This is a genomic window from Citrobacter sp. VF227 (assembly GCF_052950715.1).
On sequence record NZ_JBRFVF010000001.1, the window covers coordinates 50,388 to 76,623 of the forward strand.

Annotated in this window: 32 protein-coding genes; 22 read left to right on the top strand and 10 right to left on the bottom strand. The window is 49.6% G+C overall.

Annotated elements, in window-relative coordinates; genetic code table 11:
- Positions 1–88: 88 nt before the first annotated feature.
- The 9 genes from ACU8YC_RS00285 to ACU8YC_RS00325 are packed head-to-tail and all read left to right on the top strand — an operon-like array spanning position 89 to position 6,930.
- Positions 89–523 (top strand): nuclear transport factor 2 family protein, encoded by a 435-nt coding sequence (locus ACU8YC_RS00285; RefSeq protein ID WP_151218950.1) that lies wholly within the window; start codon positions 89–91, stop codon positions 521–523.
- Positions 520–1,239 carry an SDR family NAD(P)-dependent oxidoreductase gene (locus ACU8YC_RS00290; protein ID WP_151218951.1) on the top strand — a complete coding sequence of 240 codons (720 nt, stop codon included), beginning with the start codon at positions 520–522 and terminating at the stop codon, positions 1,237–1,239. The genes ACU8YC_RS00285 and ACU8YC_RS00290 overlap by 4 nt, the downstream gene beginning before the upstream one ends.
- A complete protein-coding gene (locus ACU8YC_RS00295) occupies positions 1,236–2,492 on the top strand; it encodes an NAD(P)/FAD-dependent oxidoreductase (RefSeq protein WP_210904976.1) in 1,257 nt (418 codons plus the stop codon). The genes ACU8YC_RS00290 and ACU8YC_RS00295 overlap by 4 nt, the downstream gene beginning before the upstream one ends.
- A gap of 1 nt (position 2,493) precedes the next feature.
- Entirely contained in the window at positions 2,494–3,216 is a 723-nt protein-coding gene (locus ACU8YC_RS00300) for a DUF1365 domain-containing protein (protein ID WP_286545070.1), read from the top strand.
- Entirely contained in the window at positions 3,213–4,433 is a 1,221-nt protein-coding gene (locus tag ACU8YC_RS00305; RefSeq protein ID WP_151218954.1) for an SAM-dependent methyltransferase, read from the top strand. The genes ACU8YC_RS00300 and ACU8YC_RS00305 overlap by 4 nt, the downstream gene beginning before the upstream one ends.
- On the top strand, positions 4,430–4,915 hold the full coding sequence (locus ACU8YC_RS00310; protein WP_187252571.1) for a DUF2878 domain-containing protein: 486 nt from the start codon (positions 4,430–4,432) through the stop codon (positions 4,913–4,915). Before ACU8YC_RS00305 ends, ACU8YC_RS00310 begins: the two co-directional genes overlap by 4 nt.
- Positions 4,912–5,439: a hypothetical protein gene (locus tag ACU8YC_RS00315; protein WP_151218956.1), complete on the top strand. Its 528-nt coding sequence runs from the start codon at positions 4,912–4,914 to the stop codon at positions 5,437–5,439. Before ACU8YC_RS00310 ends, ACU8YC_RS00315 begins: the two co-directional genes overlap by 4 nt.
- Positions 5,436–5,966 (top strand): DUF3833 domain-containing protein, encoded by a 531-nt coding sequence (locus tag ACU8YC_RS00320; RefSeq protein ID WP_151218957.1) that lies wholly within the window; start codon positions 5,436–5,438, stop codon positions 5,964–5,966. Before ACU8YC_RS00315 ends, ACU8YC_RS00320 begins: the two co-directional genes overlap by 4 nt.
- A gap of 13 nt (positions 5,967–5,979) precedes the next feature.
- Positions 5,980–6,930 carry a YbgA family protein gene (locus tag ACU8YC_RS00325; RefSeq protein WP_286545066.1) on the top strand — a complete coding sequence of 317 codons (951 nt, stop codon included), beginning with the start codon at positions 5,980–5,982 and terminating at the stop codon, positions 6,928–6,930.
- 132 nt (positions 6,931–7,062) lie between these two features.
- Here ACU8YC_RS00325 and ACU8YC_RS00330 read toward each other — a convergent pair whose 3' ends face one another.
- From ACU8YC_RS00330 to cybB, 3 genes are all read right to left on the bottom strand, one after another.
- A complete protein-coding gene (locus ACU8YC_RS00330) occupies positions 7,063–7,572 on the bottom strand; it encodes a DedA family protein (protein WP_151218959.1) in 510 nt (169 codons plus the stop codon).
- A 174-nt stretch (positions 7,573–7,746) separates the two neighbouring features.
- A complete protein-coding gene (locus tag ACU8YC_RS00335) occupies positions 7,747–7,989 on the bottom strand; it encodes a DinI family protein (RefSeq protein WP_151218960.1) in 243 nt (80 codons plus the stop codon).
- A gap of 510 nt (positions 7,990–8,499) precedes the next feature.
- Positions 8,500–9,039, bottom strand: coding sequence for a cytochrome b561 (gene cybB / locus ACU8YC_RS00340; RefSeq protein ID WP_151218961.1), 540 nt, complete (start codon positions 9,037–9,039; stop codon positions 8,500–8,502).
- A 382-nt stretch (positions 9,040–9,421) separates the two neighbouring features.
- Between cybB and ACU8YC_RS00345 the strand changes: the two genes are divergently transcribed.
- A complete protein-coding gene (locus tag ACU8YC_RS00345; RefSeq protein ID WP_151218962.1) occupies positions 9,422–9,628 on the top strand; it encodes a hypothetical protein in 207 nt (68 codons plus the stop codon).
- 30 nt (positions 9,629–9,658) lie between these two features.
- Here the strand turns inward: ACU8YC_RS00345 and waaZ are convergent, their stop codons facing one another.
- Together waaZ and ACU8YC_RS00355 are read right to left on the bottom strand one after the other, a co-directional pair.
- Positions 9,659–10,438 (bottom strand): 3-deoxy-D-manno-oct-2-ulosonate III transferase WaaZ, encoded by a 780-nt coding sequence (gene waaZ, locus ACU8YC_RS00350; RefSeq protein WP_446894901.1) that lies wholly within the window; start codon positions 10,436–10,438, stop codon positions 9,659–9,661.
- A 427-nt stretch (positions 10,439–10,865) separates the two neighbouring features.
- Positions 10,866–12,953 carry a TonB-dependent receptor gene (locus tag ACU8YC_RS00355; RefSeq protein ID WP_151218964.1) on the bottom strand — a complete coding sequence of 696 codons (2,088 nt, stop codon included), beginning with the start codon at positions 12,951–12,953 and terminating at the stop codon, positions 10,866–10,868.
- 430 nt (positions 12,954–13,383) lie between these two features.
- Between ACU8YC_RS00355 and ACU8YC_RS00360 the strand changes: the two genes are divergently transcribed.
- The 10 genes from ACU8YC_RS00360 to ACU8YC_RS00405 all read left to right on the top strand — a co-directional run bounded on the left by ACU8YC_RS00360 (position 13,384) and on the right by ACU8YC_RS00405 (position 21,205).
- On the top strand, positions 13,384–14,970 hold the full coding sequence (locus ACU8YC_RS00360; RefSeq protein WP_151225347.1) for an ABC transporter substrate-binding protein: 1,587 nt from the start codon (positions 13,384–13,386) through the stop codon (positions 14,968–14,970).
- Positions 14,970–15,944: an ABC transporter permease gene (locus ACU8YC_RS00365; RefSeq protein WP_151219102.1), complete on the top strand. Its 975-nt coding sequence runs from the start codon at positions 14,970–14,972 to the stop codon at positions 15,942–15,944. Before ACU8YC_RS00360 ends, ACU8YC_RS00365 begins: the two co-directional genes overlap by 1 nt.
- Complete coding sequence (locus ACU8YC_RS00370; RefSeq protein ID WP_286545063.1) at positions 15,934–16,746, top strand: ABC transporter permease; 813 nt, start codon at positions 15,934–15,936, stop codon at positions 16,744–16,746. The genes ACU8YC_RS00365 and ACU8YC_RS00370 overlap by 11 nt, the downstream gene beginning before the upstream one ends.
- On the top strand, positions 16,740–17,534 hold the full coding sequence (locus tag ACU8YC_RS00375; RefSeq protein ID WP_151218967.1) for an ATP-binding cassette domain-containing protein: 795 nt from the start codon (positions 16,740–16,742) through the stop codon (positions 17,532–17,534). Before ACU8YC_RS00370 ends, ACU8YC_RS00375 begins: the two co-directional genes overlap by 7 nt.
- The gene (locus tag ACU8YC_RS00380) at positions 17,518–18,108 is read left to right on the top strand and encodes an ATP-binding cassette domain-containing protein (RefSeq protein ID WP_151218968.1); all 591 of its coding nucleotides are present in this window, start codon (positions 17,518–17,520) and stop codon (positions 18,106–18,108) included. The genes ACU8YC_RS00375 and ACU8YC_RS00380 overlap by 17 nt, the downstream gene beginning before the upstream one ends.
- 84 nt (positions 18,109–18,192) lie before the next feature.
- Positions 18,193–18,843, top strand: coding sequence for a metal-binding protein ZinT (gene zinT, locus ACU8YC_RS00385; protein WP_210904984.1), 651 nt, complete (start codon positions 18,193–18,195; stop codon positions 18,841–18,843).
- Between the two features lie 139 nt (positions 18,844–18,982).
- Positions 18,983–19,621: a leucine efflux protein LeuE gene (gene leuE, locus ACU8YC_RS00390; protein WP_151218970.1), complete on the top strand. Its 639-nt coding sequence runs from the start codon at positions 18,983–18,985 to the stop codon at positions 19,619–19,621.
- 174 nt (positions 19,622–19,795) lie between these two features.
- On the top strand, positions 19,796–20,158 hold the full coding sequence (gene yeaR / locus ACU8YC_RS00395) for a DUF1971 domain-containing protein YeaR (protein ID WP_151218971.1): 363 nt from the start codon (positions 19,796–19,798) through the stop codon (positions 20,156–20,158).
- Positions 20,159–20,161: 3 nt separating this feature from the next.
- On the top strand, positions 20,162–20,344 hold the full coding sequence (locus ACU8YC_RS00400) for a DUF1869 domain-containing protein (protein WP_003840863.1): 183 nt from the start codon (positions 20,162–20,164) through the stop codon (positions 20,342–20,344).
- Positions 20,345–20,560: 216 nt separating this feature from the next.
- The gene (locus ACU8YC_RS00405) at positions 20,561–21,205 is read left to right on the top strand and encodes a hypothetical protein (RefSeq protein WP_151218972.1); all 645 of its coding nucleotides are present in this window, start codon (positions 20,561–20,563) and stop codon (positions 21,203–21,205) included.
- A gap of 51 nt (positions 21,206–21,256) precedes the next feature.
- Here ACU8YC_RS00405 and fdhF read toward each other — a convergent pair whose 3' ends face one another.
- Entirely contained in the window at positions 21,257–23,404 is a 2,148-nt protein-coding gene (gene fdhF / locus ACU8YC_RS00410) for a formate dehydrogenase subunit alpha (protein ID WP_446894902.1), read from the bottom strand.
- A 361-nt stretch (positions 23,405–23,765) separates the two neighbouring features.
- Here fdhF and ACU8YC_RS00415 point away from each other — a divergent pair, with 361 nt between their 5' ends.
- A complete protein-coding gene (locus ACU8YC_RS00415) occupies positions 23,766–24,014 on the top strand; it encodes a GlsB/YeaQ/YmgE family stress response membrane protein (protein WP_151218974.1) in 249 nt (82 codons plus the stop codon).
- A 47-nt stretch (positions 24,015–24,061) separates the two neighbouring features.
- Here ACU8YC_RS00415 and yoaJ read toward each other — a convergent pair whose 3' ends face one another.
- The 3 genes from yoaJ to ACU8YC_RS00430 are packed head-to-tail and all read right to left on the bottom strand — an operon-like array spanning position 24,062 to position 25,310.
- Positions 24,062–24,136, bottom strand: coding sequence for a protein YoaJ (yoaJ, locus tag ACU8YC_RS00420; RefSeq protein ID WP_099530266.1), 75 nt, complete (start codon positions 24,134–24,136; stop codon positions 24,062–24,064).
- A 2-nt stretch (positions 24,137–24,138) separates the two neighbouring features.
- Positions 24,139–24,237 carry a YoaK family small membrane protein gene (locus ACU8YC_RS00425; RefSeq protein ID WP_032941789.1) on the bottom strand — a complete coding sequence of 33 codons (99 nt, stop codon included), beginning with the start codon at positions 24,235–24,237 and terminating at the stop codon, positions 24,139–24,141.
- A gap of 47 nt (positions 24,238–24,284) precedes the next feature.
- Positions 24,285–25,310 carry a GGDEF domain-containing protein gene (locus ACU8YC_RS00430; RefSeq protein WP_151225350.1) on the bottom strand — a complete coding sequence of 342 codons (1,026 nt, stop codon included), beginning with the start codon at positions 25,308–25,310 and terminating at the stop codon, positions 24,285–24,287.
- Positions 25,311–25,496: 186 nt separating this feature from the next.
- Here ACU8YC_RS00430 and ACU8YC_RS00435 point away from each other — a divergent pair, with 186 nt between their 5' ends.
- Positions 25,497–25,745 (top strand): putative hemolysin, encoded by a 249-nt coding sequence (locus ACU8YC_RS00435; protein WP_151218976.1) that lies wholly within the window; start codon positions 25,497–25,499, stop codon positions 25,743–25,745.
- A gap of 7 nt (positions 25,746–25,752) precedes the next feature.
- On the opposite strand, the gene ACU8YC_RS00440 is transcribed toward ACU8YC_RS00435, so the two are convergent.
- A complete protein-coding gene (locus tag ACU8YC_RS00440) occupies positions 25,753–26,100 on the bottom strand; it encodes a DUF488 domain-containing protein (RefSeq protein WP_187252565.1) in 348 nt (115 codons plus the stop codon).
- Between the last annotated feature and the right edge of the window lie 136 nt (positions 26,101–26,236).

Consider the following 26,236-nt stretch of genomic DNA (forward strand, 5'->3'; position numbering starts at 1 on the left):
TTTTTAGCAAAAACTTGGACAAATTTAAGTGTTTGTGTAAGTTTTAATTATGCCACTACGTCATGTGGTTCACTTAAGGGTAAGAGCTATGCGCGCACAGCCATCCGTTATCGACAGGTTTGTGGATTACTACGCCAGTTTGGATCGCCAGCCTGTCCCCGCGCTTGCCGGGTTGTACGACGTGCATGCGGTACTTGTCGATCCGTTCGGGGAACATAACGGGCTGTTTGCCATCCAGCGCTATTTCTCGCACCTCCTGGCGAATGTAAACGCCTGCCGTTTTGCTATAGATCCGCCGCTTTGTGAGAGCGGGCGGTTTGCCGTGACCTGGACCATGTACTGGTCGCATCCGCGGATTTCTGGTGGAGAAATACGATCTTTGCCGGGATGTTCAATGGTAGAGACGCATGGTGAGAAGATTTTTCGCCAGCGTGATTATTACGATGCCGGTGAGATGCTCTATGAGCATCTGCCACTGTTGGGCTGGGCCGTTCGCGGTGTGAAAAGGAGGGTGCGCGCATGATGACTGTCCTCATTACTGGCGCAAGCTCCGGGATTGGGGCCGGGCTGGCAAAGTCATGGGCCGATGACGGCTGTCACGTGATTGCCTGTGGTCGCAACCCTGAACGGCTGGAACAATTGCGCCAATCCCATGCCAACATTACAGTACGCCTGTTCGATATGACAGACAGGGACGCCTGTCGCCAGGCGCTGGCGGACTGCAAACCCGAACTGGTTATTCTCTGCGCCGGAACCTGCGAATATCTCGATCACGGCTGGATAGATGCCGAGAAGGTTGAACGGGTGATGGCGACGAATTATCTGGGACCCATCAACTGCCTGGAAGCGCTTCAGACGCAGTTAACCTCCGGTAGCCGCGTGGTGCTGGTCAGTTCGATGGCGCACTGGATGCCGTTTCCTCGGGCTGAAGCCTATGGCGCGTCTAAAGCGGCGCTAACCTGGTTTGCTAACAGTTTGCGTCTGGACTGGGAACCGAAAGGTGTCGCCGTGACTGTCGTTTCGCCAGGATTTGTCGATACTCCGCTTACCCGTAAAAACGATTTTCCTATGCCCGGTCAGGTAAGTGTAGAGCAGGCGGTGAAGGCGATTCGCCGTGGCCTGGTGAAAGGAAAAAATCATATTGCCTTCCCGACAGGCTTTGGCGTGCTGCTGCGTCTGTTGGCCGGGCTGCCTGAGTGTTTCCAGCGCATGTTGCTGCGCAGGATGGTACGTTCATGAAAATTGCTATCATTGGCAGTGGTATTGCCGGACTAACCTGCGCCTGGCGTCTGGCCGGACACCATCAGGTATCGCTTTTTGAAGCGGCGTCGTCCCCTGGCGGCCATACTGCGACAGTGGATGTGGCGACTCCGCACGGGAGTTTCGCGATTGATAGCGGCTTTATCGTCTATAACGACCGAACCTATCCGCGTTTTATGGGCTTGCTGAGCGAACTCGGCATTCAGGGGCAAAAAACGCAGATGAGCTTCTCGGTGCATAATCCGCAAAGCGGTATGGAGTATAGCGGTCATACGCTGACTTCATTGTTTGCCCAACGTCGAAATCTGGTCAACCCCGCATATTGGGGAATGCTGAAAGAGATTGTCCGTTTTAATCGTCTGGCGAAACAGGCATTAAATGAGACCGATGTGAACGCGACGCTTCAGACCTTCCTCGACCAACACCACTTCAGCGTGTTCTTTGCGCGGCATTATATTTTGCCGATGGGCGCGGCCATATGGTCATCTTCACTTCAGGAGATGCGCCGTTTTCCACTGGCGCTGTTCTTACGGTTCTTTGAGCACCATGGCTTGTTGGATATCTGGCATCGACCGCAATGGTATGTGGTGCCGGGCGGATCGCGCGAATACATTCGTGTCATGCTGGCGAAGCTGGGCGATCGTCTGAAATTGCACCTCAATTCACCTGTTCAGCAGGTTATTCGCTACGACAGCGGCGTCAAAATACAATTGGCAGGATCAATACAGACATTTGATCAGGTGATCTTCGCCTGCCATTCCTCGCAGGCTCTGGCTTTACTTGAGGATGCGACCCCAGCAGAACGCGACGTGCTGGGCGCAATTGGCTGGCAACGTAACGAGGTTGTGTTGCACAGCGATCGCCGCTGGTTACCGGTACGCGAACGCGCGTGGGCAAGCTGGAATTACCGCCTGAGTGAGCAAGAGAGGGCCAGCGCTTGCGTCACCTATAACATGAATATTCTCCAGGGATTACCTGAAGGAAGCCCGCTATTTTGCGTGACCCTCAATCCGGACATCCCCATCGACGACCGCTTCGTCTGGCGACGCTTTGTTTACGAGCATCCGTTGTTTAACCCTGAAAGCTGGCGGGCGCAGGCGCGTCGCGCTGAGATCAACGGTCAGCATCGGAGCTGGTTCTGCGGTGCTTACTGGTACAACGGTTTTCACGAAGATGGCGTACGCAGTGCGCTGGATGTGGTACACGGCATTGCCGCAGGAGAGGGGCGCTAAGATGAACAGCTGCCTGTACCACGGCGTATTACGCCACCGACGCCTTCAGCCGGCCACGCACCAGTTTACTTATCAGGTGTTTATGGCTTGGCTCGATCTGGACGAGCTCGCTCAGCTTCCGGGCGTGGGCGTGAAACGTAATCGCTTCGCTGCAACTGCTTTTCATGATGTGGATTACCCGCTGGGAACCCCGTTAAAAGAGAACGTGATGAATCAGCTTGCCAGCCTGACGGGCGATCGTCCTGAAGGTCGCGTGATGCTCCTGACGCAGTTGCGCTATTTCGGTTTTCATTTTAATCCGGTCAATTTTTACTACTGCTATGACCGCGCGCAGATCCTGCGCTGGGTGCTGGCGGAGGTCCGCAATACGCCGTGGAATGAGCGTCATTACTATGCCGTAGATGCGCAGGAAAAGCGGCCACTGGAAAAAGCGTTCCATGTATCGCCGTTTAATCCGATGGATATGGTCTATCACTGGCGATTTAACTCGCCGGGTAAAACGCTGCATATGCATATCGAAAACCATCAGGCAGAGAAAATTTTTGATGCCACCCTGATGCTCAAACGCGAGCCGTTGACGCCGGCAAGTTTACGCACGTTGCTGCGACGACTGCCGATGATGACGCTGAAAACGGTGTCAGCGATTTACTGGCAGGCGCTACGACTGTGGCTCAAGCGAGTCCCTCTCTACAATCATCCCGTGAGCAGGAGTGAACGATCATGACCGATCCCACCTTTGCGATTGAACCCGATATTCCGCGCAACCTGCGTGTTGCGCGTTGGTTCCTTTTTCGTATGCTGAGCGGCCTTCGTCAGGGTTCAGTCACGGTGCGGGAAGGGGCCCAGGTCTTTCATTTTGGTGATGTTTCGGCTGAATTACGCGCCGACGTACATATTGTTTCGCCCACAGTGTATTGGCGGGTGTTGACGGGGGGAAGTCTTGCAGCGGCAGAGTCCTGGATGGATGGAGAGTGGGAAACGCAGCAGCTCACGCCGTTATTGCAAATATTTGCGCTCAACAGCACCCTGCTGGGGCGACTGGAAAGTGGATTCCGCCTGCTTGGCCGACCCGTTGAGCGTTTACGTCATTGGACGCGCCGCAACCATCGGCAACAGGCAAAAGAAAACATTGCCGCGCATTACGATCTCGGCAATGCCTTTTACGCGCACTTTCTGGATGAGGATTTACTCTATTCCAGCGCCTTGTTCACCTGCCCCGAGCAGTCGTTAGCGCAGGCTCAGCAGGCCAAAATGGCGCGACTTTGCGATCAGCTGGCGCTGACCGCGAATGATCATCTGTTGGAAATTGGGACCGGCTGGGGAGCGATGGCGGAATACGCCGCGCGTCATTACGGATGCCGGGTGACCACCACGACCCTGTCGCAGGAGCAGTTTGCCTGGGCGAAAGCGCGCATTGCCCGCGCTGGTTTACAGGAGAGAGTCACCGTATTGCTCTGCGACTACCGCGACCTGACCGGGGAATTCGACAAACTGGTATCAGTTGAAATGATCGAAGCGGTGGGGCAGCGCTATCTGCCGACGTTTTTCCGTACGTGTCAGGCACGCCTGCGCCCTGGGGGCAAAATGGCGCTTCAGGCGATTACCATTCAGGATCAGCGCTATCGCGATTACAGTAAAAGTGTCGATTTTATTCAGCGCTATATCTTTCCGGGAGGTTTTTTACCCAGCATCACCGCGATGAGCGGCCTGATGACAAAACATACTGACTTTGTGGTTCGCAACCTGTTCGATATGGGGCCCGACTACGCCCGGACTCTTGCGCACTGGCGGCAAGGATTTGTTCACGGCTGGCATGAAATTGAAAAGCTGGGCTTTGATGAGCGTTTTCGCCGTATGTGGTTGTACTACTTCGGTTACTGCGAAGCCGGATTTAACGCCCGCACAATCAGTGTGGTGCAACTGACGGCGGAGCGTCCATGAAGCGCCATTTACAGGTCTTTCTCTTGGCTGTCGGGTTCGATCTGTACTGGTTCATGGTGGTGTTATTTCGTGAGCGCGGTCTGGTGTTATGGCTTGGTCTGGCTATTCTGGCCTGCTTCATGTTGCCTGCGGCGCAACGACTGTGCGCGTTAATGCTGACAGCTGCGGGCGGTGGTTTGGATGCGTTGTGGGCGCTGACCGGGTTGATTGATTTTCACGGCGAAGCATTGTTGCCGTTATGGATGCTTGCGCTCTGGCTCATGTTCGCCGTCATGTGGACGCACCTCACCTGTTCGACCTCCTTGCCAGGATGGATGCTGGTAATCATGGCCACCGGTGGTGGACCGATCGCTTATCTGATAGGAGAGCGTTTGGGAGCCATTACTTTTCTGGAGCCGACATTTATTGTGGTCGGTTTAATGGCGACGGGCTGGCTGGTGTTGATGCTGTTTTTTCATATTTTTATGGGGAGACACCAATGAAACTTGCCTTACTGATACTGCTGGGAGTAATGGCGATTGCGCCGTTTGCAGGTGCCACAGACTGGTTAAGCTGGCGGAAAGTCGGTGATGCGACGCTCACCTGGGGGCCATTCACGATCTATAACTCACAATTACGCACTCCGGATGGGCGCTATCGTGGGTTGAAAGAGGATCAGGCACTGATTATCACCTATCAGCGCAATATTGAACGGCAAGAACTGGTGGATGCCACCCGTGATCAGTGGCGAGCGCAGGGTATTTTGGCACGGGAAGCGCAGAGTGAGTCCTGGCTTCGCATGTTGGGTGAGCTATGGCCAGACGTTGCGCCGGGTACACAACTGGTTTTTGTCTTCCAGGATAAGCAGGGGCAATTTTGGTATCGCTTGTCAGTGGCACAAAGGCATTTCATCCCGCTTGGCCCACCACAGTCGGCGGCGTTCAGCGAAAACTTTCTCGCTGTCTGGCTGGGTTCCCGTACGCAATATCCTGAGCTGCGGCAGCAGCTCACTGGAGGTAATAAATGAAACGTTTATTAGCCCTAAGCTTACCGCTGATGATGCAACTTTCTGGTTGTAGCGCCGAAATTACCGAGTATCGCCAGCAGCAGCCGACGCTGGATATCTTTCAGTATTTTCAGGGAGAAACGCAAGCATGGGGGATGGTTCAGGATCGCAGCGGTAAACAGCTTCGTCGTTTCCATGTCGATATTAACGGCGATGTGGTGGGGGACACATTGACCCTCAATGAACGCTTTGTGTACGACGATGGAGAGAAGCAGCAGCGTGTATGGCATATCCGTAAAGTCAGCGCCGATCGTTACGAAGGTACCGCTGGCGATATTGAAGGCGTGGCGAAGGGGCAAGCAGCGGGCAACGCGTTCAACTGGCATTACAGTATGAATGTGAAAGCCAGCGGCAGAACCTGGTTGCTGAATTTTGATGACTGGATGTACCTGCAGGATGCTAACCATTTGTTTAATAAAACGGAGATGAAGAAATTTGGTCTCACCGTCGGCACGGTGACGCTCTTCTTCTCCCGTAAAACGCAATAGCGAGGAAGACGCCATGAAAATGCAACCCACCGTTGGGATCAGCGGCTGTTTAACGGGGGCTGCCGTTCGCTTTGACGGCGGGCATAAGCGGGCAGAATTTGTGATGGAGAGGCTGGCCCACTGGGTGACTTTCCGGCCAATTTGCCCGGAGATGGCGATGGGCTTGCCTGTCCCCCGACCGGCGCTGCGGCTGGTACAGACGACGACCGGGGATATCCGTATGCGTTTTAGCCATGCCCCTCACGAAGACGTAACCGACAAAATGGACGACTTTTGCGAGATGTATCTGGCTGGGCTGGAAACATTGTCTGGTTTTATTGTCTGTGCCAAATCCCCCAGCTGTGGCATGGAACGCGTGCGTTTATATGATGAAAAAGGGAATCGTGGGCGTAAAGACGGGGTAGGGCTCTTTACTGCTGCGCTGATGGAGAAATATCCGTGGCTGCCGGTTGAGGAGGATGGACGGCTGCACGATCCGGTTCTGCGTGAAAACTTCGTCGAACGTGTTTTCGCGTTACATGAGCTCAATACGCTGCGCCAAAATGGTCTGACGCGGCGGACGCTACTGGAATTTCATAGCCGTTATAAACTGCAATTGTTGGCCCACCATCAGGCCGGATACCGGGAAATTGGTCCATTTGTCGCATCACTGCATGAGTGGGACGATCTGGACGCGTTTTTTGCGGTCTACCGCGACAAATTAATGGCAATCCTGAAGAAACCGGCCTCGCGTAAAAACCACACTAACGTGCTGATGCACATTCAAGGGTACTTCCGTAATCAGTTAACGATGCGCCAACGCGGTGAGTTACGCGAGGTTATCCTTAATTATCGCGCCGGGCTACTGCCCATATTGGCCCCGATGACGCTGTTGAAACATTATCTGGCGGAATACCCGGACGGCTACCTGCTGACGCAAAATTACTTTGATCCTTACCCGCAAGATTTAACATTGCGACTGTAAGATCTTTACCATCGAGGTTTGCAATTAACGGTAGCGTGTTGAACGTGCCTGCAATGAAATTGTTTCCCTGTCTTATTATCCACTCGTTAGCAGGGAGTCATCAAGGCTTGTTGTGGGCTCGTTATGAGCGATTTAGCTAATAAAAGGCAAAACGAGAGTAAAGCCTCCAACATAAAGTGCTGACCAGCTCGCCGCAGATATCAGACTGACTACATATACTTTCACTGGATGAAGCCGCAACATTCCAGCCACTAGTGGCACAATATAACGGAGTACGGCAATAAAGCGTGAAGTAAAAAGTATCGGTACTGAACTGTTTTGCAACCGACGTCGAACCCGTACTACTGTATCGGCATGATGGGACATTATGCGTGCAAGCCAGGCCAGGTGTCCCATCATCATTCCAAGATGATAATTAACAATTGTCCCGCACCATGCTCCAATCATTACAGCAATTCCCGCTTCCCATGGTGAAAGCGTCGCCTTGCCGACAGAAATTACAGCAACCAACATAACAGATGCTGGCGGCAATACAGCAGAAATGAGGAACGTAGATTTTGCGAATGCTATTCCAAAAAGAAGGCCCCACAGGCTGAAAGGATGAAGCGCGAAATGGTTCATCAACGCGTTTACCCACTCCATCAGTAATTCTCCAGTTAAGGTCACTTTACAATTTAACCCTGATACGACTCAATCAGGCCTCAACACAGATGAATTACTGACTGTTGCATGAAATCCCGGTGGTGACAGCTATTTGCACATAGCAGCAGAATACAGTCGAGCGGGATAGAGTAAAGGAAGATGAATTGAACGCACTTAATCTGAAACCAGCCACATATCAGCCTCTTCAAACATTTCCTGAACAGTACGACTTATCTGTTCTTTCTCATGTTTGCTCGCGTCAGTGTTGATGGCTGGCAGGGTCATCATCGGTTTAACCCGGACCTCAGCATCGGGGAAGATTCGGTGAACTCTTTTTGTTAATTCGTCCAGAATGATATCTTTTGCACGGGGCAGTCCATCAAAATTCCTTTTGTCATAAACGAGTTCCACAAACATTGCTCATTGTCTCTTTGCTGGATGAATATACAGTATTTATACTGCGTTTTTATGCGGATTTCAATAGAAGGCGTAATCGTAATGATGCCATAACATAACGATGTTGAAATCGCCAGGCACGATTCGAAACGGCAAGAACTGAATGGGCCTCTTAGGCAATCCATGCCTGAATATCCCCTCTATCTCACTACAGCATGATTCTTTGTAGGTGCAGGGTTTTCATAAGCCGCTTAAGCGAAAACCGGACGGATGACCATTGCAAAGGTTCAGTCAATGCTTACAGCACCGGCGTGTATGCCAATGATGAATCGCATTACGGCGCCTTGCTGGAAATGGGATAAGCCTGGAAAATGGGGGAATTTGCCGGAAGCCAGGGAACGCTGAACGAATGGTACATACAGTCAGACTGGCGTTTGTCAGTCTGACTATTTGCCAAAATTTAATAAATAACCGTTATAATGACAGCTTGTATGCTTTCATGTCTGCAATGCGGAATGAAGTAATTTCCCGTTATTTTAAGTGCTTAGACTCCGGCATCATTCTCACAAGTGTATTATCCTTCTGTATATAGTGATGGAATAATGCTGCCCCAGCATGGGCTGCAATCAGGAAGTAGCCGATATTGGCAAGTGTTTCGTGAATGTCCTTAACAACTGACTTTATCTCTCCGTTACTGTCAACGAAAGGAGGAATATTTAATCCCAAAAAAGTCCAACTCTTACCACCGAAAGCCATCGTTAAGATCCCTAACAATGGTAGTGCCAGAAAAGAAACATAGAGCAGGATATGCATCAATTTGGCAGACGCCAGTTGCCATGCAGGTGGGGGAGGTATGATGGCCGGGTCACTGTATTTATGCTTAATAATTAAACGCACTATCATTAAAAACCAAACAAATACGCCGGCATTGTAATGGGTCTCTTTCATCAACAGGTAAGCATTGCCGCCTTTGGGAAACCAGCCACGGAGCTCCATAGCTGCATAGGTTATTGCTATTAACATCAATGTTAGCCAGTGTAAGTGGATCTGAAGCTTTGAGAACCTGGACATTATTTTTTCCTCAAACGATATGTCGCTGCTACCGTATCGCAGAAAGCTTAACAAATCCTTATTATCAATAGGAGATTAGGATTTAGTTATTTTCAACCTGATACCAGGTGTAATGTATTGACGTGTTACCTGGGCCTCATGGGCCTCCTGGACCTACAGTTCAGGTTTTGATAGCGCTGCGTTCTGTTAACAAAATCAAAAGTCAAGTTTTTTGGTGAGAAATGGATGAGATTCATCCCCTAAAAAGCGTCAGATGTCTGGTTGAGCTGTGAACAATCCAGCGATTATCGTGAGATAAATCTCAGTTCCTGTTCTTTAAAGCCTATATCCTTAGCAGTGTGATGGTTATTTGGGTTTTCCTGTACAGTAATTGGATAACGGTATGGCAGATATAACATTCGCTATGGAGTGTGATTCACGTCACGAGGCGGTCTCAGGAAATAAAGAAAAGTTGGATGTGCAAAGCAATGTGAAATACACAAACCGCAACCAACTTGCGATTGCAGCAGTCCTGTTTTTAGGCGGTATCGCTGGAGTTATTGCTTTGGTATTGTATCTAATGGTGCAGGAAGGGGTGTTTTTGTATTAATTGTTTAGCTATTTTAATGTGATTACTGAGTCACGAGTGGATGCTGAAACAAGCTGCTTCTTCCGTACTTATAAATGGAATTACATCGTACGGAATAGCAGTTTGGGACGAAAGATTGAAGATTTTACCGTCATAATTGCTGCTTACAAAAGAAAATGACTTTAATATGAATTCAAAGTCAGCTGGAAGTGTTGTAGGTTGCGTATTTATTTCGTTATAAAATCGTTTACAGCTCCCATTTAAATCTAAACCAGAAAATATTATTCTTTCAAACTTTAAGCTAATGGCTATTTGTAATGCGCTAAATGCGACCGTTGCACTACCAAAATGGCCATAGGTGACATCAGTTGAAAATGCGATCGTTTTCACTTTTCTGAAGGCTGAACACTTAATTTTAAGATTTTTATTAGCAAAGGATTTTATTTTATAACGAATTTTTCGGCCAATGCCTCCTCTGGATTTGCAAATGTCCTTTAAAAGAAAGCATGTGCTGAGTAAGTTCTCTTTCTCGGTCATGTTAGCTCTTTTAACAACATCCTCACTAATAAAAGTATGTTGGGCATAGGTACAATATTTATAAAATAATTCTTTATTATTTTCATAAAATGAACCGTCACAAACAACATAGATAAATACAGGGATATTGTTGTTAACCAAATAACCTGCGCTACCATTTACGCAAATGCAGTTTTTACTACGCATTATATCAAGGGGCGTATCTAATGATGACGGTCCAGACAAGTAAATAATACAATCATCGGAAATCCTTTCACCGATTATTCTATAAAGTACTTCGTGCGTGATGAGCATGGTGGTTACCGTTGATGTTATTTTAGAAATAATAACATTGCGTATCTGGATAAAATAAAAGAGATGTTACGTTTTGTTTTTTAAATCTAGATGATTGGTTTTATGAATGTATATTTATTATTGTAATGATAAATGTTTTTTTGAGGGTGAGGGCATGTAGATCAGGAAGATATGATGATATTGGGTTTTATTTTTCGGTTTTTAAAATCTAAATATTCATAGAGCGAATGAATTTGATTCCGGATTTCTTACTTCGTGAGAATATTGCAGTCGGACTCGTTACTTTTAGTTACAAAAAGCAGGCGTTATTTTAATGATACTCTTATAAAGAATAGGCTGTTGTAACATCGTTGTTCGACAGTGATTATTATGTAACATAATCCCTGACGGGCTATCATTGACAGCCCGTCAGGAAGAGGAAATAACATTAGAACTGATAGTTTAAGGATACCCAATAGTTGCGACCTGGGTTTACGTATCCGGTGGTTGATTGCGCCGTCTGATAGTAATCCCCCGCGTAGGTGCTACTACGGCCCACCTGGTAAAGTTTAACCTCGCTAAAGTCTTTATCCAGCACGTTATTGATTGCCGTATTCAGCGTCAGATCTTTGGTCAGTTTGTAAGACATTCCCATGTCCAGGACGGTCCAGGCTTTTAAATTAGCACCTTTATCGTCATAGACGGCTTTTTGTACTGCGCTGAGATTGTCGTAATTTTCCGTGAAGCGTGGGGCTTTACCGCGATACCGTGCGCTCAGCCAGGCGTTCATATCTTCCGTTGCCTGCCAGTTCAGACGGGCGTTAGCCATATGCTTTGGCGTGTAGCTTAACGGCGCGCCTTTATTGTCACCGTCTTTTTGCTTACTCTGGGTGTAGGTGTAATTGAGGGATAGGGTCAGTACATCCGACCAAAGAGGGAAGGTGCTGGCAAATTCAATGCCATCGGTTCTCGCCTTACCGCTGTTGGTATAGCTATTGGTATTGTCATCGATAGAATACGAGACAATTTTATTTTTATATTCGGTATAGAAACCGGTTATGTTGGCGTTCAGCCCTGCGTCGTTCTCATAATACAGCCCGGTTTCGTAGCTGATACTTTCCTCCGGTTTGAGGTCCGGGTTACCGACCGTATTCACCGTTCCTTGTGCGGTTACGCCGCTGATCCCGTTATGTAACTGGCTCAGTGATGGCGCTTTATAACCGGTCGTTACGCCGCCTTTGAGCGTCCATTCCTCAGATACGTCCCAGACCATATACGCACGCGGGCTGAGATGACCACCGAAGACATCGTTATGTTCATAGCGCGTCCCTGCGGTTAAGGCCAGCGAGTCGAGAATATGCCATTCATCTTCGGCATAGGCTGCCCATGTTTTTTGATGGAACGTCTCGCCGGTATTAGCCAGCACCACACCATCTTTCATCCGCGCATCCCAGTATTCTCCGCCGAGGGTTAACAGATGCGAATCACCTAGTGGCGTCAGCAGTACGGAGTCCAGAATGACGTTGGTGTTTTTAAGCTCACGCGCATCACCGGCCCGGCCGGCGTTTTCTGGCGTGAGTGCGGAGGAGACCAGTTGTCGGCCCTTGTTCTCGGTTTCGTTCCAGCCAAGGGAGGATTTCCAGGTACCAAATGTTAAGGCGGTATCGTGACCGAGGGTCACTTTGTTACGCTCATAGCGCAGCGTTTTATCATAACCTCCCGTCAGGTTACCCAACTGACCATCATCGTTGTCATAACGCTGTCTGGCGGCGTCGAGATCCAGCCACAGCGTATTGCTTTCATTGGCTTTCCAGTCGAGTCGCGTGCCGATATTGTAGTTTTCCGACTCGGTTGGATAAGGTATGCGGGTGGAAGAGGTATCGCTCAACGAAGTGATACTGGAACCCTGACGTTGGGTGGTGCTTCCTCGCACCTGCATATCCAGTACGCCTGCGATTAATGGGCCGCTTGACCAGAAGTTGGCGACCGTGCTGTTACCCCACTTATTACTCTCCTGCAGATTAACGCCGGTATTGATGGAAGTGCTCCATTTGTCGGTGCTTTTTTTGGTGATGATATTGACTACGCCACCGATTGCGTCAGAGCCATAAAGTGTCGACATCGGGCCGCGAATTACCTCAATATGGTCGATCGCCGCCAGTGGAGGCATAAAACTGGTATTCATGGCAGAGAAGCCGTTTGGCGTTACGTCGCTACTGCCATTCTGACGAATACCGTCAATCAGAAGCAGGGTATAGCTGGCGGGCATGCCACGAATGCTGATCTCCAGACCACCGGTTTTACCGGTGCTACTTTCAACATCGACCCCTTCAACAGAACGCAGGGCTTCACCTAAATCATTATATTTATTGGTTTGTAATTCTTGCTGTGAAATTACAGAGACGCTGGCGGCGGCATTGGTGATTTTCTTTTCGTAACCGGAAGCGGTTACCACCATGACATCTTCGGCGAAAACAAAGGGGCTGGAAAACCCTAAACAGGACAGAACGACAGAGGCAACAGGTTTTAAACGCATAGTCAAACTTCCTTTGTTAAAAATCAAAGGCAGTAAGATAAGTGATCGAAATGATAATACAAATAATTATCATTACAAATTTACATAACTTGTCACTTCTGGTGATTTTCTTGAATAAATATACATAAATTGTCATGAGTTTTAGATAAAGGAAAATCGGGGTGGCCAATAATCCTTATTGATAACTATTAGTCTGTGATTAATATGGCATTGAATACATGGCTAAGGTTTACTCAATTTTCTGAGATTCAGGTCGTACTCATAACGGAGTATCAGAAAAAAGTATGATAATTTTAGAAAATCGTCATACTTTTCTGCGCCGCATCATTTTTTTCGTCATTTCTGTCCGCCATAATCCCTTCCCCAGGAGGCCGTTAAACGGCTATCAGTCGTTCGGCGGTATAAAAATAACGCAAATCTGGAAAAAATAATGATCAAAGGCAAGCTGGCACTGCTGACGTGCGCATTGACTCTCGCATTAACCTCACCACTCTTTGCTGCACAAAATGCCAGCGAAGGACAGACGTTAAAGCTGGCAATTGGACCAGAGCCAACGGAGGGGTTTGACCCGATGCTGGGATGGAGTCATGGCAGCTATTTGCTTTTGCATGCACCATTATTAAAACAAAATGCTGATATGAGTTGGGGAAACCTGCTGACGGAAAAAGTAGAAACCAGCGCTGATGGCAAAACCTGGACGTTGACGTTAAAACCCGACCTTAAATTCTCTGATGGTTCCCCGTTAACTGCTGAAGATGTGGTCTTCACTTATAACAAAGCCGCAAAAAGCGGCGGCAAAATCGATATGGGTAACTTCGCCCATGCCAGCCTGAAAGATAACCGTACGGTAGAAATTACGTTGCGTAGCCCGCAAAGTACTTTTGTGAATGTGCTCGGTTCATTAGGCATTGTTCCGGAAAAACGGTATGACGAAAAAACATTTGCGAAAAATCCGATTGGTGCGGGTCCGTATCGACTGGTGAGCTTTCAGCCGGGTCAGCAATTGATCGTGGAGGCTAACCCTTGGTATGCCGGCAAGAAAAATGATTTCAGTAAGCTGGTGTTTGTTTTCCTTGATGAAGATAACGCTTATGCCGCAGCGCGCAGTGGTCAACTGGGACTGGTGCGCATTGCACCTTCGATGGCGGTTGCCCCTCAGCAGCAGAATTTGAAGCTTTGGGTTCGCGACAGCGTGGAAAATCGCGGCATTGTGTTCCCGATGGTTCCTGCGGGTAAAAAAGATGCTAACGGTTATCCGGTCGGTAACGATATCACGGCCGATGTTGCCATCAGACGTGCCATCAACTACGCCATCGACCGCAAGCAGCTTGCCGATCAGGTTATGGAAGGTCATGCGATTCCGGCGTATAGCGCGGTTCAGGGTCTGCCATGGCAGGGACAATCAGTTGCGTTCAAAGATGGCGATAGCGAAAAAGCGCGAACGATTCTGGAAGAAGCCGGCTGGAAGGTGGGTAAAGACGGTGTACGAGTGAAAGACGGTAAAGAAGCTCGCTTGACGTTGTGGTACGCCAGCGGTGACAGCACGCGTCGGGATTTAGCCGAAGCCGTACGTGCGATGCTGGAGCCAGTGGGTATTCAGATTTCTCTGCAATCCGGAAGCTGGGAAACCGTTGAGCGGCATATGCATGCCAACCCGACGCTGTTTGGCTGGGGAAGCCTGGATCCGATGGAGCTTTTCCATCACTACAGCAATCAGGCTGCGGGCGTGGAATACTACAATCCAGGGTATTACAGCAATCCCGCCGTGGAGCAGCATCTTAAACAGGCAATTGACGCTCCAGACTGGCAAAAAGCGTTGCCGTTCTGGCAACAAGTGGAATGGGATGGCAAGCAAGGAGCAGGTGTACAAGGGGATGCGGCCTGGGCATGGCTGCTGAATATTCAGCACACTTACCTGGCAAATCCGTGCATTGATCTTGGCAAAGGCGCACCGGAAATTCACGGTAGCTGGTCACTGCTCAATAATCTGGATGAATGGACCTGGACCTGCCGTTGATGAAGTCTGTTGTAGGCCATTTTCTACGGCTGATGGTGTTATTAGTGCTGGTTGCGGCTGGCACTTTTATGCTGCTCAGCTTTTCTCCTGTTGATCCGATTCGGGCTTATATCGGTAACGATCTCCTGCACGTGCCGCCGGAACAATACGCGCGTATTGCGGCTCGCTGGGGATTGGACCAACCGCTATGGGAGCGTTTTGGGCACTGGTTTGTCCGGGTATTACAGGGCGATCTCGGCTACTCAATGTTGTTTAACGCGCCGGTTGCCAGCGTGATCAAGGAGCGCTTTGCGACCTCGTTTGCACTGCTAAGCGGCGCGTGGCTGCTGTCAGGAATACTTGGAACGATGCTGGGATTTGTTGCGGGACGCTATCTGAATCGCTGGCCGGATAAAGCAATCTGTCGCCTGAGCTATCTGCTTTCTTCGTTGCCGACCTTCTGGATTGGCATGCTGTTGCTGGCGTTATTTGCCGTGCGCTGGCCGGTCTTTCCGGTCTGCTGTGCATGGGAGCCTGGCAATAGCGGTGATATGGCAACATTGAGTGAACGTCTACGCCACCTGGTGCTTCCCGTTTGCGCGCTCAGTTTGTTGGGCCTGGGACAAATTACGCTCCATACGCGGGAAAGTATCGCCAGCGTGATGAAAAGCGAATTTGTTCGTTTTGCGCGTTCTCAGGGAGACAAAGGTTGGTCGCTGTTGCGCCATCAGGTTTTGCGCCACGCCATCACGCCAGCGCTGTGCCTGCAGTTTGCCTCACTGGGTGAACTGCTGGGCGGCGCACTACTGGCAGAAAAAGTGTTTGCTTATCCAGGACTGGGGCAGGCCACTATTGATGCCGGATTACGTGGCGATCTGCCGTTACTGATGGGAATTGTGTTGTTCAGTACCGTATTGGTTTTCATTGGCAACTCGGTGTCTACCTGGCTTGTTCATGCGTTGAACCGTGCTCTGGAGCGACCTGATGCTCTATAACCCGACGCCGACGCTGATTCGTCTTTTGTTCTCTTTTAGCTGCCTGCTGGGCATTGCGGTGTATGGCGCGACGACGCTGGATAACCCATTAAGCGTTAATCTGCTTGCCCGGCATTTACCGCCTGATGCGTTGTACTGGTTTGGTACCGATAATCTCGGTCGTGATCTTTGGATCCGTTGCTTTCAGGGCGCGTTAACCAGTCTGCAAATTGGTATTGGCGCGGCCCTGTGCAGCGGTTTCATTGCATTAATGATGGCGGCTGTTTCGCGTATGCATCCGCGTCTGGATGTGTTTATGCGCCTGATTACCGATGCCATGCTGTCGATGCCGCATCTGCTGTTGCTCATTTTGATCTGTTTTACGCTAGGTGGTGGGAAAAACGGCGTGATTATGGCAGTTGCGCTGACCCACTGGCCGCGTCTGGCTCTGATCCTGCGTGCCGAAGCGCAGCGCGTGGCGCACAGTGACTATCTGACGTTGACCTGGCGTCTGGGACACGGACATTTTTACTGCTGGCGACATCACTATCTACCCGCTTTGTTACCCCAATGGCTAACGGGAACACTGCTGATGTTTCCCCACGCGGTGTTGCATAGCGCGGCGTTAAGCTTCCTCGGTTTTGGACTGGCGCCTCATGAACCGTCACTGGGACTGCTGCTGGCGGATGCGCTGAGATTTATCAGTCATGGCGACTGGTGGTTAGTGCTGTTTCCGGGGCTGATGCTGTTCAGTCTGGTGATGTTATTCGATCAGCTCGCAAGGGCGGTGCATCGTTTATGGTTACGAGGTGGCGCATGTTAAGTTTAAGGCAGGTCTCGCTGGAGGTGGCGCGTTATCGCTGGTACGGCGCGCGAAACTGGTCTTCGCTGTTGCAGGATATCTCTTTCGACGTGGCTCCCGGCCAGATGGTGGCGTTAGTTGGAGGAAGCGGGGAGGGTAAGAGCCTGCTGCTGCAATGCCTTCTCGATCTCTTACCGGACAATTTGCGCTTCCACGGCGCTATCACGTTGGAGGGTAAAACGCTGGACAGCGAGGATATTCGCAAATGTCGTGGCAATACTTTCAGCTATGTCCCGCAAGGCGTTCAGGCGCTTAATCCGCTACTCTCGATTGAAAAGCATCTGCGCAGGGCAAGTCATCTCTCCGGCAAGGAGTGGAATGCCGGGAAGATTGACCAATTGCTCAAACGTAGCCAACTGGAAAGCCGTGTATTAGATGCTTTCCCGCGGCAGCTTTCTGGTGGTATGGCGAAACGTGTTCTGGCCTGTCACGCGTCACTGAGTCAGGCTCGTTATATTCTGGCGGACGAAATTACCGCCTGGCTTGATGCACCGTTGGCTAATCAACTGCTTGAACAACTGCGCGAGCTTTGTGAGAAAGGGGCTGGCGTGTTATGGGTAACGCACGATCTCACACTGGCAGCCCGCCATGCGGACCGCATTGTCGCGCTGCATCAAGGAAGGGTGTCGGATAACGTCAGCAGAGAGCAGTTGTTACGCGGAGAGATCAGCGAGCATCTGCAACGTCAATGGCGGGCGCTACCTGAAATAAGTCAACTTTTTGGAGAGCGGGATGCTGTGCTGTCGTGATGTGACCATTCGCCAGGGAGAACGGGTTTTGTGGCAAAATCTGACCTTCTCTCTGCGCCCTGGAGAACGCATAGGAGTTTGTGCCCCTAGCGGAACAGGCAAAACGACGCTGGGGCGCGTGCTGGCGGGTTGGCAAAAACCGACTTCAGGCGAGATCCTGATCGATGACCAACCGCTGCCGATGCACCAATATTGCCCGGTGCAGCTGGTGCCGCAACATCCGGAATTAACCTTTAATCCCCGACGCAGTACTGGCGATGCGGTTCATGATGCCTGGCTACCTGATGCGGAAATGCTTACCCGTCTTCATATTAACCCTGAGTGGTTAACTCGCCGTCCAGGACAGCTTTCTGGCGGTGAACTGGCGCGCATCGCCATACTTCGCGCACTGGATCCGCGGACGCGTTTTCTTATTGCCGATGAAATTACCGCCCAGCTCGACCCTTCCATTCAAAGAGATATCTGGGCGCTGCTGCTTGAAGAATGTCAGCGTCGGCCATTGGCTATGCTGATTATCAGCCATCAGCAGGCGTTGCTTGATCAGGTCTGCTCCAGGAAACTTATTGAAGAGTAAGGCAAGGGCTTTCAGTTGGTCTATTGATTAAATTGATATGTTATATTATAACATTTCACTCGCAAATGATTTGAGGGTGAAATTTTGGCTATTCGTATTAAAAAACTGACAATCGCTCTGGGGATGCTTTTAGTCAGTGGTTCGGTTATGGCGCACGGTCATCATTCCCATGGTGCGCCGATGAGTGAAGCGGAACAAAAGGCATCGGAAGGGGTGTTTGATGACAACCAGGTACAAAACAGGGCACTGACCGACTGGGATGGCATGTGGCAATCAGTCTATCCGTATCTGGGCAGCGGTGAGCTTGATCCGGTATTCAAAAAGAAAGCGGAGAAAGACAAAAGCAAAACGGCAGAACAAATTAAAGAGTACTACCGTAAAGGTTATGCAACTAACGTAGACACCATTGGCATCGAAAATGACGTGATGGAATTTCACACCGGTAGTCAGGTTGTATCGTGTAAATACGACTACGCCGGGTATAAAATACTGCACTATAAATCAGGCAAGAAAGGTGTACGTTATCTGTTTGAGTGTAAAGACGCTGACAGCAAAGCACCAAAATACGTACAATTCAGCGATCATATTATCGCGCCGCGTAAGTCCAGCCATTTCCATATTTTTATGGGAAATACCTCACAAGCCGCCTTGCTGGAAGAGATGGAAAATTGGCCTACCTACTATCCTTATCAGTTAAAGGGCGAAGAGGTCGTGGATGAGATGCTGCACCATTAAGCCGGACTAAACTTATCTGTACACACCCGCCGCCAGTGGCGGGTTTTTTAATTAATAACCTTCTCTTTCCATCACCCGATGCATTCGTTAGCATATTGTCTCGCAGCAAGTGCATGTGTTTTTTCAGGAAGAGGTTAATGTGTTCGCAGAGTATGGAGTTCTGAATTACTGGACGTACCTGGTAGGGGCTATTTTTATCGTGCTGGTACCGGGGCCAAATACAATATTTGTGCTGAAAAATAGCGTCGGGCGGGGAGTTAAGGGCGGATATCTCGCCGCCAGCGGTGTGTTTATCGGTGATGCCGTACTGATGTTTTTGGCTTATGCCGGTGTTGCCGCATTGATTAAAACAACGCCTGTTTTGTTCAACATTGTTCGCTATCTCGGCGCGTTTTATCTGCTGTATCTTGGCGCGAAAATCCTGTATGCAACACTCAAATCGAGGGCTGGCGATGCGACGCCTGAGGAAGTCCCGTTTGGTGCTATTTTTAAACGAGCATTAATTCTGAGCCTGACCAATCCCAAAGCTATTCTTTTTTATGTCTCGTTCTTCGTGCAGTTTATTGATGTCAATGCGCCGCACTCAGGGCTGTCATTCTTTATTCTGGCTATTACGCTTGAGATAGTGAGCTTTTTCTATCTGAGCTTTCTTATTTTCTCTGGCGCGTTCGTGACGCAGTATATCCGTACGAAAAAGAAACTGGCCAAAGTGGGCAATTCTCTTATCGGTCTGATTTTCGTTGGTTTTGCTGCTCGTCTGGCCACGCTTCAGTCGTGATGCCATTGGCCCGTTGATTACGGCGGGCCTTCAATATTACGTACTGCAATTCATTTACATTTGTATTGTTATAACCAATAAATGGTATTTTAAATGTATATTTAGAGGCGTATCCTGTGTACAGCAGCGGTTCAGAAAGAACTCGCTGGTTGTCGACTGGAAAAGGGAAGAAAAATGCTTCAAATTCCACAGAACCATATCCATACACGCTCTACTCCATTCTGGAACAAAGAAACGGCGCCTGCCGGAATTTTCGAACGCCACCTTGATAAAGGAACCCGTGCCGGGGTTTATCCTCGACTTTCGGTTATGCAGGGGGCGGTCAAATATCTCGGATACGCAGATGAACACAGCCCGGAGCCAGTACAGGTGATGGTGATTGAAGCCGGTCAGTTTGGCGTTTTTCCGCCGGAAAAATGGCATAACATTGAAGTGATGACCGACGATACTTACTTTAATATCGACTTTTTTGTTGCCCCGGAAATTCTGATGGAGACTGCAAATCAACGAAAAGTCGTGCGTACCGGCAAGGAGTAAATCATGGGCAAAGCAACCTATACCGTAACAGTGACCAATAACAGCAATGGTGTGTCAGTCGATTATGAAACTGAAGCGCCGATGACGCTGTTGATTCCGGATGTGGCCGCTGAAGTGGTTAAGGACCTGGTCAATACGGTACGTTCATACGATACCGAGAATGAGCACGATGTCTGCGGTTGGTAGATGTTAGCCTCTGCTTCTGATTGAATATCATCGTTTTTGATTTATAAACCGCACTGCGTTTTGACGGCGCAGCGCGGTTTTTTTTATCCGTGCTATCCGGGAAATATTCGTAAAAAGATTTATTAAGAATACCTTAAGAAATCCGCATTGATTGCTAATGTTGGATCATTCACAGGGGTTATGATCGTGAAACAGTCACAATACAGAACCTCGCTTATGAAACTGAATACCCGACTAACATTACCTACTTTCATTCTTGGGCTGGTCATCGTAACGATCCCGTTCACTGCGAACTGGAATCTACCTTTGCTCAACGGTACTGTCGTCAGATGGATTGAGAATGGCCAGGCGTTATGGCTGCTGTTTGGTGCGCTTTTTACTCTCAGCTACATCCGGCCCTTATCACGTCCCGAAGGCGAGAAGCAATTTTGGCTTTGGGCGGCTGTGTGGTGGTTGGTGTTGCTGGGTCGCAGTACCAGTTGGGGCCGTGATTATTTCCCTGATCAACCTAAACTTCTGTTCAGAGCTATCTCAGTGGTATTGATTGCGATGATTATTCTGCCTGTCCTGATATCAAAACACTTACGCCAGGATATTGCCTGTCGCTTACGCAATGAACCGCTACCGCTGTGGCTATTAGCGATCACCATCTGTGCATTTTTGATATCCGATACGGTAGAGCATCATCGTCTGCTGGCCCCTATCTTTTTGCACAATGCGCAGTACGGCGATCTCATTGAAGAGCTGTATGAACTCCCGTTTATGGCAGGATTGTTCCTGATGAACCTCGGTTTTATGCAGCGGGATAAGCAGGTGGAATCAGCTACCATTCGTTTTAGTGAACCACAACTGGCGAAGTAACGAGAAAATGCCTGAGTCTGGGGATCCAGACTCAGGCGGCCTGGTGGTGACTTACCCAATGGCCTCACACAAGCGTGATTTCATGTCGCTATACGTTTGTGCGGCATACTTTTCTGCCCATCCCTGATCGCTAATGTGCTCAATATTTACGGCGCAATACTTGGTTTCCGGCGTTTTTGAAATAGGATCGAGGTTATCCTGGGTTAACTCGTTACATGCGCCAATCCACCATTGATAGGTCATATACACCGTTCCGACGTTAATGCGATCGGAGACATCCGCGCGGCTGATGACCTTACCTCGACGCGAACTGACCCATACCAGGTCACGATGACGAATACCTAATTTTTCTGCATCATGGGTATTGATTTGCACATACCCTGGTTCATCTGCCAGGGCTTGCAGCGCTGCACAGTTGCCGGTCATTGAGCGACAGGAGTAGTGCCCAACTTCACGCACCGTACACAGTACCAGTGGATATTTTTCATCAGGAACTTCTGCGGGCGCTCGCCACTGTGCGGCAAACAGTTTGCCTTTGCCATTGGCGGTATCAAATTGGCTGTTCGCATAGAGGTAAGGGGTACCGGGGTGATCGAGTTCCGGGCATGGCCACTGCACATGGCCCATCTCACCCATTTTCTCATAGGTTACGCCGTAGAACAGAGGGCATAGTTCGCGCATCTCATCCCAGATTTGCTGGTTACTTTGATACTGCATGGGATAGCCCATTTCGCTGGCCAGCAAGCTGATGATCTCCCAGTCACGCTTTACGTCACCTGAGGGTTCAATCGCTTTTTCAAAACGCTGGAAGCCGCGATCGGCGCAGGTAAAGACGCCACCGTGTTCGCCCCAGGAGGTGGCTGGCAGGAGGACGTCAGCCATTTCCGCTGTTTTGGTCATGAAGATATCTTGCACGACGACAAAATCGAGCGCGTTAAAGCCTTCGCGAACCAGACCCAAATCAGCCTCGGTTTGCAACGGATCTTCCCCCATGATGTAGTAGGCTTTAATTTTGCCTTCGATAGCCAGATGCGGAACTTCGGTGATGCGGGTCCCAACCTTGTCATCCATCTGATTAACATCAATCCCCCAGGCGTTGGCGAATTTCTCCCTGACGGTGAAGTCGGTCACGTCCTGATACCCTGGGAACTGGTTAGGTAGCACTCCCATATCGCACGCGCCCTGGACGTTATTTTGCCCACGCACCGGACCAACGCCGACGTTAGGGCGTCCCAGATTACCGGTCAGCAACGCCAGACTCGACAAGCCTCGAACCACGTCAACGGCCTGACCAAACTGGGTGACACCCATTCCCCACATCACGGTTGCCGATGGCGCAGCGGCAAAAGTACGCATCGCCTGACGAACCTGCTGTGCGGGAACGCCCGTCAAATGTTCAACGGCTTCAGGCGCATAGTCCTTCACGGTTTCCCAGTATGTTTCCAGTCCTTCCGCATGCTTTTGTACATACTCGCGATCGTAGAGTTGCTCTTCGATGAGAACATGGCCAAAGGCGTTGACCAGGGCCATATTGCAACCGTTTTTCAATTGCAAATGTTGGTCTGCGATACGAGCAGTTTCAATACGACGTGGGTCGCAGACAATGATTTTTGCGCCGTTTTGGCGAGCTTTAATTACCCGGCGGGCCACTATGGGGTGCGAGTCGGCACAGTTATAACCAAAGATCAGCAGACATTTTGAGTTTTCAATGTCGCTGATGGAATTGCTCATGGCACCATTGCCTAACGTTTCCTGTAACCCGGCAACGGAAGGGCCGTGGCATACACGGGCACAGCAATCGACATTGTTGGTATGGAGAACGCCACGCGCGAACTTTTGCATCACGTAGTTGGTCTCATTCCCTGTTCCACGTGAAGACCCGGTAGTCATGATGGCACGGGGACCATAGGTATTTTTGATTTCAGATAAGCGTTTTGCGGTGTAACGAATAGCTTCATCCCAGCTAACGGGAGTGAATTTTCCACCTTTTTCATACCGGATCATCGGGCGAGTCAGACGGGGAGTCAGAAGGCGAGTGTCGTTAAGAAAGTCCCAACCATAGTAGCCTTTCAGGCATAACTGATTTTGGTTCGTTACCCCCTCTGCGGCCTCGGCGCGGATGATTTTGTTATTTTCCACAACAAGCTTGAGCTTGCACCCGGCCCCACAGTATGGGCATACACTGGTGATTTTTTTCATCAATAACAGACCTGTTAAATGCTGAAATAGCGCGAATTGTAAACGGAGCCACGCGATACGCATCGCGGACTACGATTTGTCATAGTGACGGACTGTTAAAGCATAAAGTGTGCCAGAAGTGAAAACCCAGCAATTGCAGGTGCTGAGGGGGAATGAGACAAACCTGAATGACTGACGATTCGACATTAATGACGAGCTACGTCAGGGCAAGTTCCGCCATTGAATGGTTTAACCTTATGAAAGATCAGAAAAAGATGAAAATGTCAGGTGATGCTCATCACAAATTTTAATTTTTCAGCGCTATGCTATGCTTTTATACAACGAGCGAATCGTTAACTTAAAAACATAAGTGAGGGATATTATGGGCATCATTTCATGGGTGATTTTCGGTCTTATCGCTGGGATTTTGGCAAAATGGATTATGCCGGGTAAAGATGGCGGCGGATTCTTTATGACCATTATCTTAGGGGTTGTTGGTGCGGTAGTAGGGGGGTGGATCAGTACCTTCTTTGGTTTTGGTAAAGTCGATGGTTTCAACTTCGGCAGTTTCGTCGTAGCCGTTATCGGCGCAATTGTGGTGCTGCTTATCTACAGAAAAATCAAAAGCTAAGCAAACATACTGACAAAAAAGGCCACTGATAAGTGGCCTTTTTCAGATTACCACCAGCCCAGTTCTGTTCCCAGAACGACGATGATAGCCACGCCAATCATAATGAGCGTTGTTTTTTTCATCGTTATGCTCCCGGCGCAGCGTAGCCGCCAATAAAAAACCAGGATAAGAAAACGACAGCGGAAATGAAAATGATGACGGGGAAAATAATACCGAGTCGCATACGATTATCTGCCAGGGTTATTTAAAGACGGGTCAGCATAGCAGGGGTTAATGTACGACAAAAGTGGTTTTATCCTGACGCTTTTTATCCTTGTACATTGCACTGTCTGCGAGATGAAGCGCACAGTTTATATCCGTCTCCAGCGGATCGATTTCCACCACGCCCAGACTGGCACCAGGATAAAACAAATGAATGTCGCCCAGGTGATAGTCGCCGCAAATTTGCTGCTGCAACTGATTTTTCACCTGCTGCAGGCGATCGCGCTGCTCCTTGTCATCTTCCGGTGACAAGCTAACGACTAAAAATTCATCACCGCCCAGTCGACCAAGAATATCATTGTCACCGCATTCACGGAGCAGGCGCTGCCCAATCTGGATTAGAAACTGGTCGCCGATCTCATGACCAAATCGATCGTTAATCAATTTGAAATCATCCAAATCAATATAGGCAAAGATTATTTTCTGTCTAAGATGTTGGGCGAGCGAGAAAAGTGTCTCGACGTTTTCAAAAATTGCGCGCCGATTCGGTAATCCGGTCAGGGCATCAGTGTAGGAGTGAGCAACCAGCGCGGCGTTCGCTTCGCGTAGCTGCGCCACCAGCGACTCTTTTTGAATCGACTGGGCGATAAGTCCGGCAAACAGATGCAACACCTGTTCACCACGTTCGCTCAACGCATGCTGGCGGCGGCTGGTAGCACAGAGTGTTCCGTAGAAAGTGCCGTCGGGAAGATGAACCGGAGTACTCAGGAAGGTGGTGATTTCCAGCGCGCGGGCAGCGCTGCATTCCGGCCAGCGTGTGGGTACGTTGTCGCTGTACAGACAGTTTTCATCTATGGCGAGTTTGCACAACGTCTCATCCCACGGTACGGACAGCCCTTCGGGGATTTGCATTTGTCGGCTATTACGCGCGTACAAAATATGCTGCAGGCGGGCATCTAAATCAACCTTGGTTAAATAGGTGGATTCCATCTCTGTCACCACTTCCAGCATCTCCAGAAGTTGGCGAACCAGACTCTCAACTGACTGCTCCATGGCTAAGGATTGTGAGACTCTGGCGAGGATCATGTCCGACATGAGGTGTAAATACTCTTGAGTGATGACAGGGCTGATGTGGGCGCATGATAGAACATCCGGGAGCAAGATGAAACACGCGTTCCTGGCTGAAATGTAATCACAAAATTGAAATCGTAACGTTAAACATGGAGATAGAAGGGAAGTCGGGGTAATCTGCCGGAATAATGCTTTTAAACAGGAGTAGAGATGAAACTTACGACTATTGTTTTGCCCGGCTTGCTGGTGCTGGCAGGATGTACCACGCAGCCTGACGCCCCCAAACCGCCAAAAATAGGCATGGCGAATCCGGCATCGGTGTATTGCGAACAAAAGGGCGGTTCGCTGATTGCGGTGCAGACTCCACAAGGCGTAAGGTCAGACTGCAAACTACCTGGTGGGGAAGTGATTGATGAATGGGCGCTCTGGCGCAGAGATCATCCCACCACGGGCAAGTGATACACGGTCAGCATTGACGTAGCCAGTCTGCCAGCACCTGCGCGTGGTTTTGCTGGGTATTTTTCGCCGCATACAGTAGCGTTAAGGTTTGCTTTCGGGCAATCTCTGCAAGACGCTTTCCTTCCTGCTGCTGTTGAGCCAGTTCAGCGCGATATTGCTCAGAAAAATGCGAGAAATCGAGCAGCTCCGCGTGGAATGCCTTGCGTAAATCAGATGACGGGGTAAGTACTTTATTCCATTCGTTGAAAATAAGATCGCTCTTTTTCACCCCACGAGGCCACAACCGGTCGACCAGTACACGATACCCATCACTTTTTTCTGCCGGATCATACACGCGTTTGCACTGAATATTCATCTCTTCATCCGCTCCATTCCGCCATTGCTAATACGGTAAAATAAGATCGTAAAACGTGACCATTATAGCATTCGACCAGCCCTGCCTCCCAATTTAAGGGATTGTGATACCAACAAAAAATCGGTAGGCTGAGGCT

What these genes read in the sequence shown, in the direction of transcription:
- ACU8YC_RS00375 (WP_151218967.1), top strand. Translation starts at nt 16,740, where the DNA reads ATGTTAAGTTTAAGGCAGGTCTCGCTGGAGGTGGCGCGTTATCGCTGG.
- ACU8YC_RS00440 (WP_187252565.1), bottom strand. Translation starts at nt 26,100, where the DNA reads ATGAATATTCAGTGCAAACGCGTGTATGATCCGGCAGAAAAAAGTGAT.
- ACU8YC_RS00435 (WP_151218976.1), top strand. Translation starts at nt 25,497, where the DNA reads ATGAAACTTACGACTATTGTTTTGCCCGGCTTGCTGGTGCTGGCAGGA.
- ACU8YC_RS00430 (WP_151225350.1), bottom strand. Translation starts at nt 25,310, where the DNA reads ATGTCGGACATGATCCTCGCCAGAGTCTCACAATCCTTAGCCATGGAG.
- ACU8YC_RS00305 (WP_151218954.1), top strand. Translation starts at nt 3,213, where the DNA reads ATGACCGATCCCACCTTTGCGATTGAACCCGATATTCCGCGCAACCTG.
- yeaR (WP_151218971.1), top strand. Translation starts at nt 19,796, where the DNA reads ATGCTTCAAATTCCACAGAACCATATCCATACACGCTCTACTCCATTC.
- ACU8YC_RS00370 (WP_286545063.1), top strand. Translation starts at nt 15,934, where the DNA reads ATGCTCTATAACCCGACGCCGACGCTGATTCGTCTTTTGTTCTCTTTT.
- ACU8YC_RS00355 (WP_151218964.1), bottom strand. Translation starts at nt 12,953, where the DNA reads ATGCGTTTAAAACCTGTTGCCTCTGTCGTTCTGTCCTGTTTAGGGTTT.
- ACU8YC_RS00425 (WP_032941789.1), bottom strand. Translation starts at nt 24,237, where the DNA reads ATGCGACTCGGTATTATTTTCCCCGTCATCATTTTCATTTCCGCTGTC.
- fdhF (WP_446894902.1), bottom strand. Translation starts at nt 23,404, where the DNA reads ATGAAAAAAATCACCAGTGTATGCCCATACTGTGGGGCCGGGTGCAAG.
- ACU8YC_RS00365 (WP_151219102.1), top strand. Translation starts at nt 14,970, where the DNA reads ATGAAGTCTGTTGTAGGCCATTTTCTACGGCTGATGGTGTTATTAGTG.
- cybB (WP_151218961.1), bottom strand. Translation starts at nt 9,039, where the DNA reads ATGTCCAGGTTCTCAAAGCTTCAGATCCACTTACACTGGCTAACATTG.
- ACU8YC_RS00380 (WP_151218968.1), top strand. Translation starts at nt 17,518, where the DNA reads ATGCTGTGCTGTCGTGATGTGACCATTCGCCAGGGAGAACGGGTTTTG.
- ACU8YC_RS00285 (WP_151218950.1), top strand. Translation starts at nt 89, where the DNA reads ATGCGCGCACAGCCATCCGTTATCGACAGGTTTGTGGATTACTACGCC.
- ACU8YC_RS00415 (WP_151218974.1), top strand. Translation starts at nt 23,766, where the DNA reads ATGGGCATCATTTCATGGGTGATTTTCGGTCTTATCGCTGGGATTTTG.
- ACU8YC_RS00400 (WP_003840863.1), top strand. Translation starts at nt 20,162, where the DNA reads ATGGGCAAAGCAACCTATACCGTAACAGTGACCAATAACAGCAATGGT.
- ACU8YC_RS00295 (WP_210904976.1), top strand. Translation starts at nt 1,236, where the DNA reads ATGAAAATTGCTATCATTGGCAGTGGTATTGCCGGACTAACCTGCGCC.
- ACU8YC_RS00300 (WP_286545070.1), top strand. Translation starts at nt 2,494, where the DNA reads ATGAACAGCTGCCTGTACCACGGCGTATTACGCCACCGACGCCTTCAG.
- ACU8YC_RS00320 (WP_151218957.1), top strand. Translation starts at nt 5,436, where the DNA reads ATGAAACGTTTATTAGCCCTAAGCTTACCGCTGATGATGCAACTTTCT.
- ACU8YC_RS00325 (WP_286545066.1), top strand. Translation starts at nt 5,980, where the DNA reads ATGAAAATGCAACCCACCGTTGGGATCAGCGGCTGTTTAACGGGGGCT.
- ACU8YC_RS00315 (WP_151218956.1), top strand. Translation starts at nt 4,912, where the DNA reads ATGAAACTTGCCTTACTGATACTGCTGGGAGTAATGGCGATTGCGCCG.
- ACU8YC_RS00345 (WP_151218962.1), top strand. Translation starts at nt 9,422, where the DNA reads ATGGCAGATATAACATTCGCTATGGAGTGTGATTCACGTCACGAGGCG.
- ACU8YC_RS00405 (WP_151218972.1), top strand. Translation starts at nt 20,561, where the DNA reads ATGAAACTGAATACCCGACTAACATTACCTACTTTCATTCTTGGGCTG.
- waaZ (WP_446894901.1), bottom strand. Translation starts at nt 10,438, where the DNA reads ATGCTCATCACGCACGAAGTACTTTATAGAATAATCGGTGAAAGGATT.
- ACU8YC_RS00310 (WP_187252571.1), top strand. Translation starts at nt 4,430, where the DNA reads ATGAAGCGCCATTTACAGGTCTTTCTCTTGGCTGTCGGGTTCGATCTG.
- ACU8YC_RS00290 (WP_151218951.1), top strand. Translation starts at nt 520, where the DNA reads ATGATGACTGTCCTCATTACTGGCGCAAGCTCCGGGATTGGGGCCGGG.
- ACU8YC_RS00330 (WP_151218959.1), bottom strand. Translation starts at nt 7,572, where the DNA reads ATGGAGTGGGTAAACGCGTTGATGAACCATTTCGCGCTTCATCCTTTC.
- ACU8YC_RS00360 (WP_151225347.1), top strand. Translation starts at nt 13,384, where the DNA reads ATGATCAAAGGCAAGCTGGCACTGCTGACGTGCGCATTGACTCTCGCA.
- ACU8YC_RS00335 (WP_151218960.1), bottom strand. Translation starts at nt 7,989, where the DNA reads ATGTTTGTGGAACTCGTTTATGACAAAAGGAATTTTGATGGACTGCCC.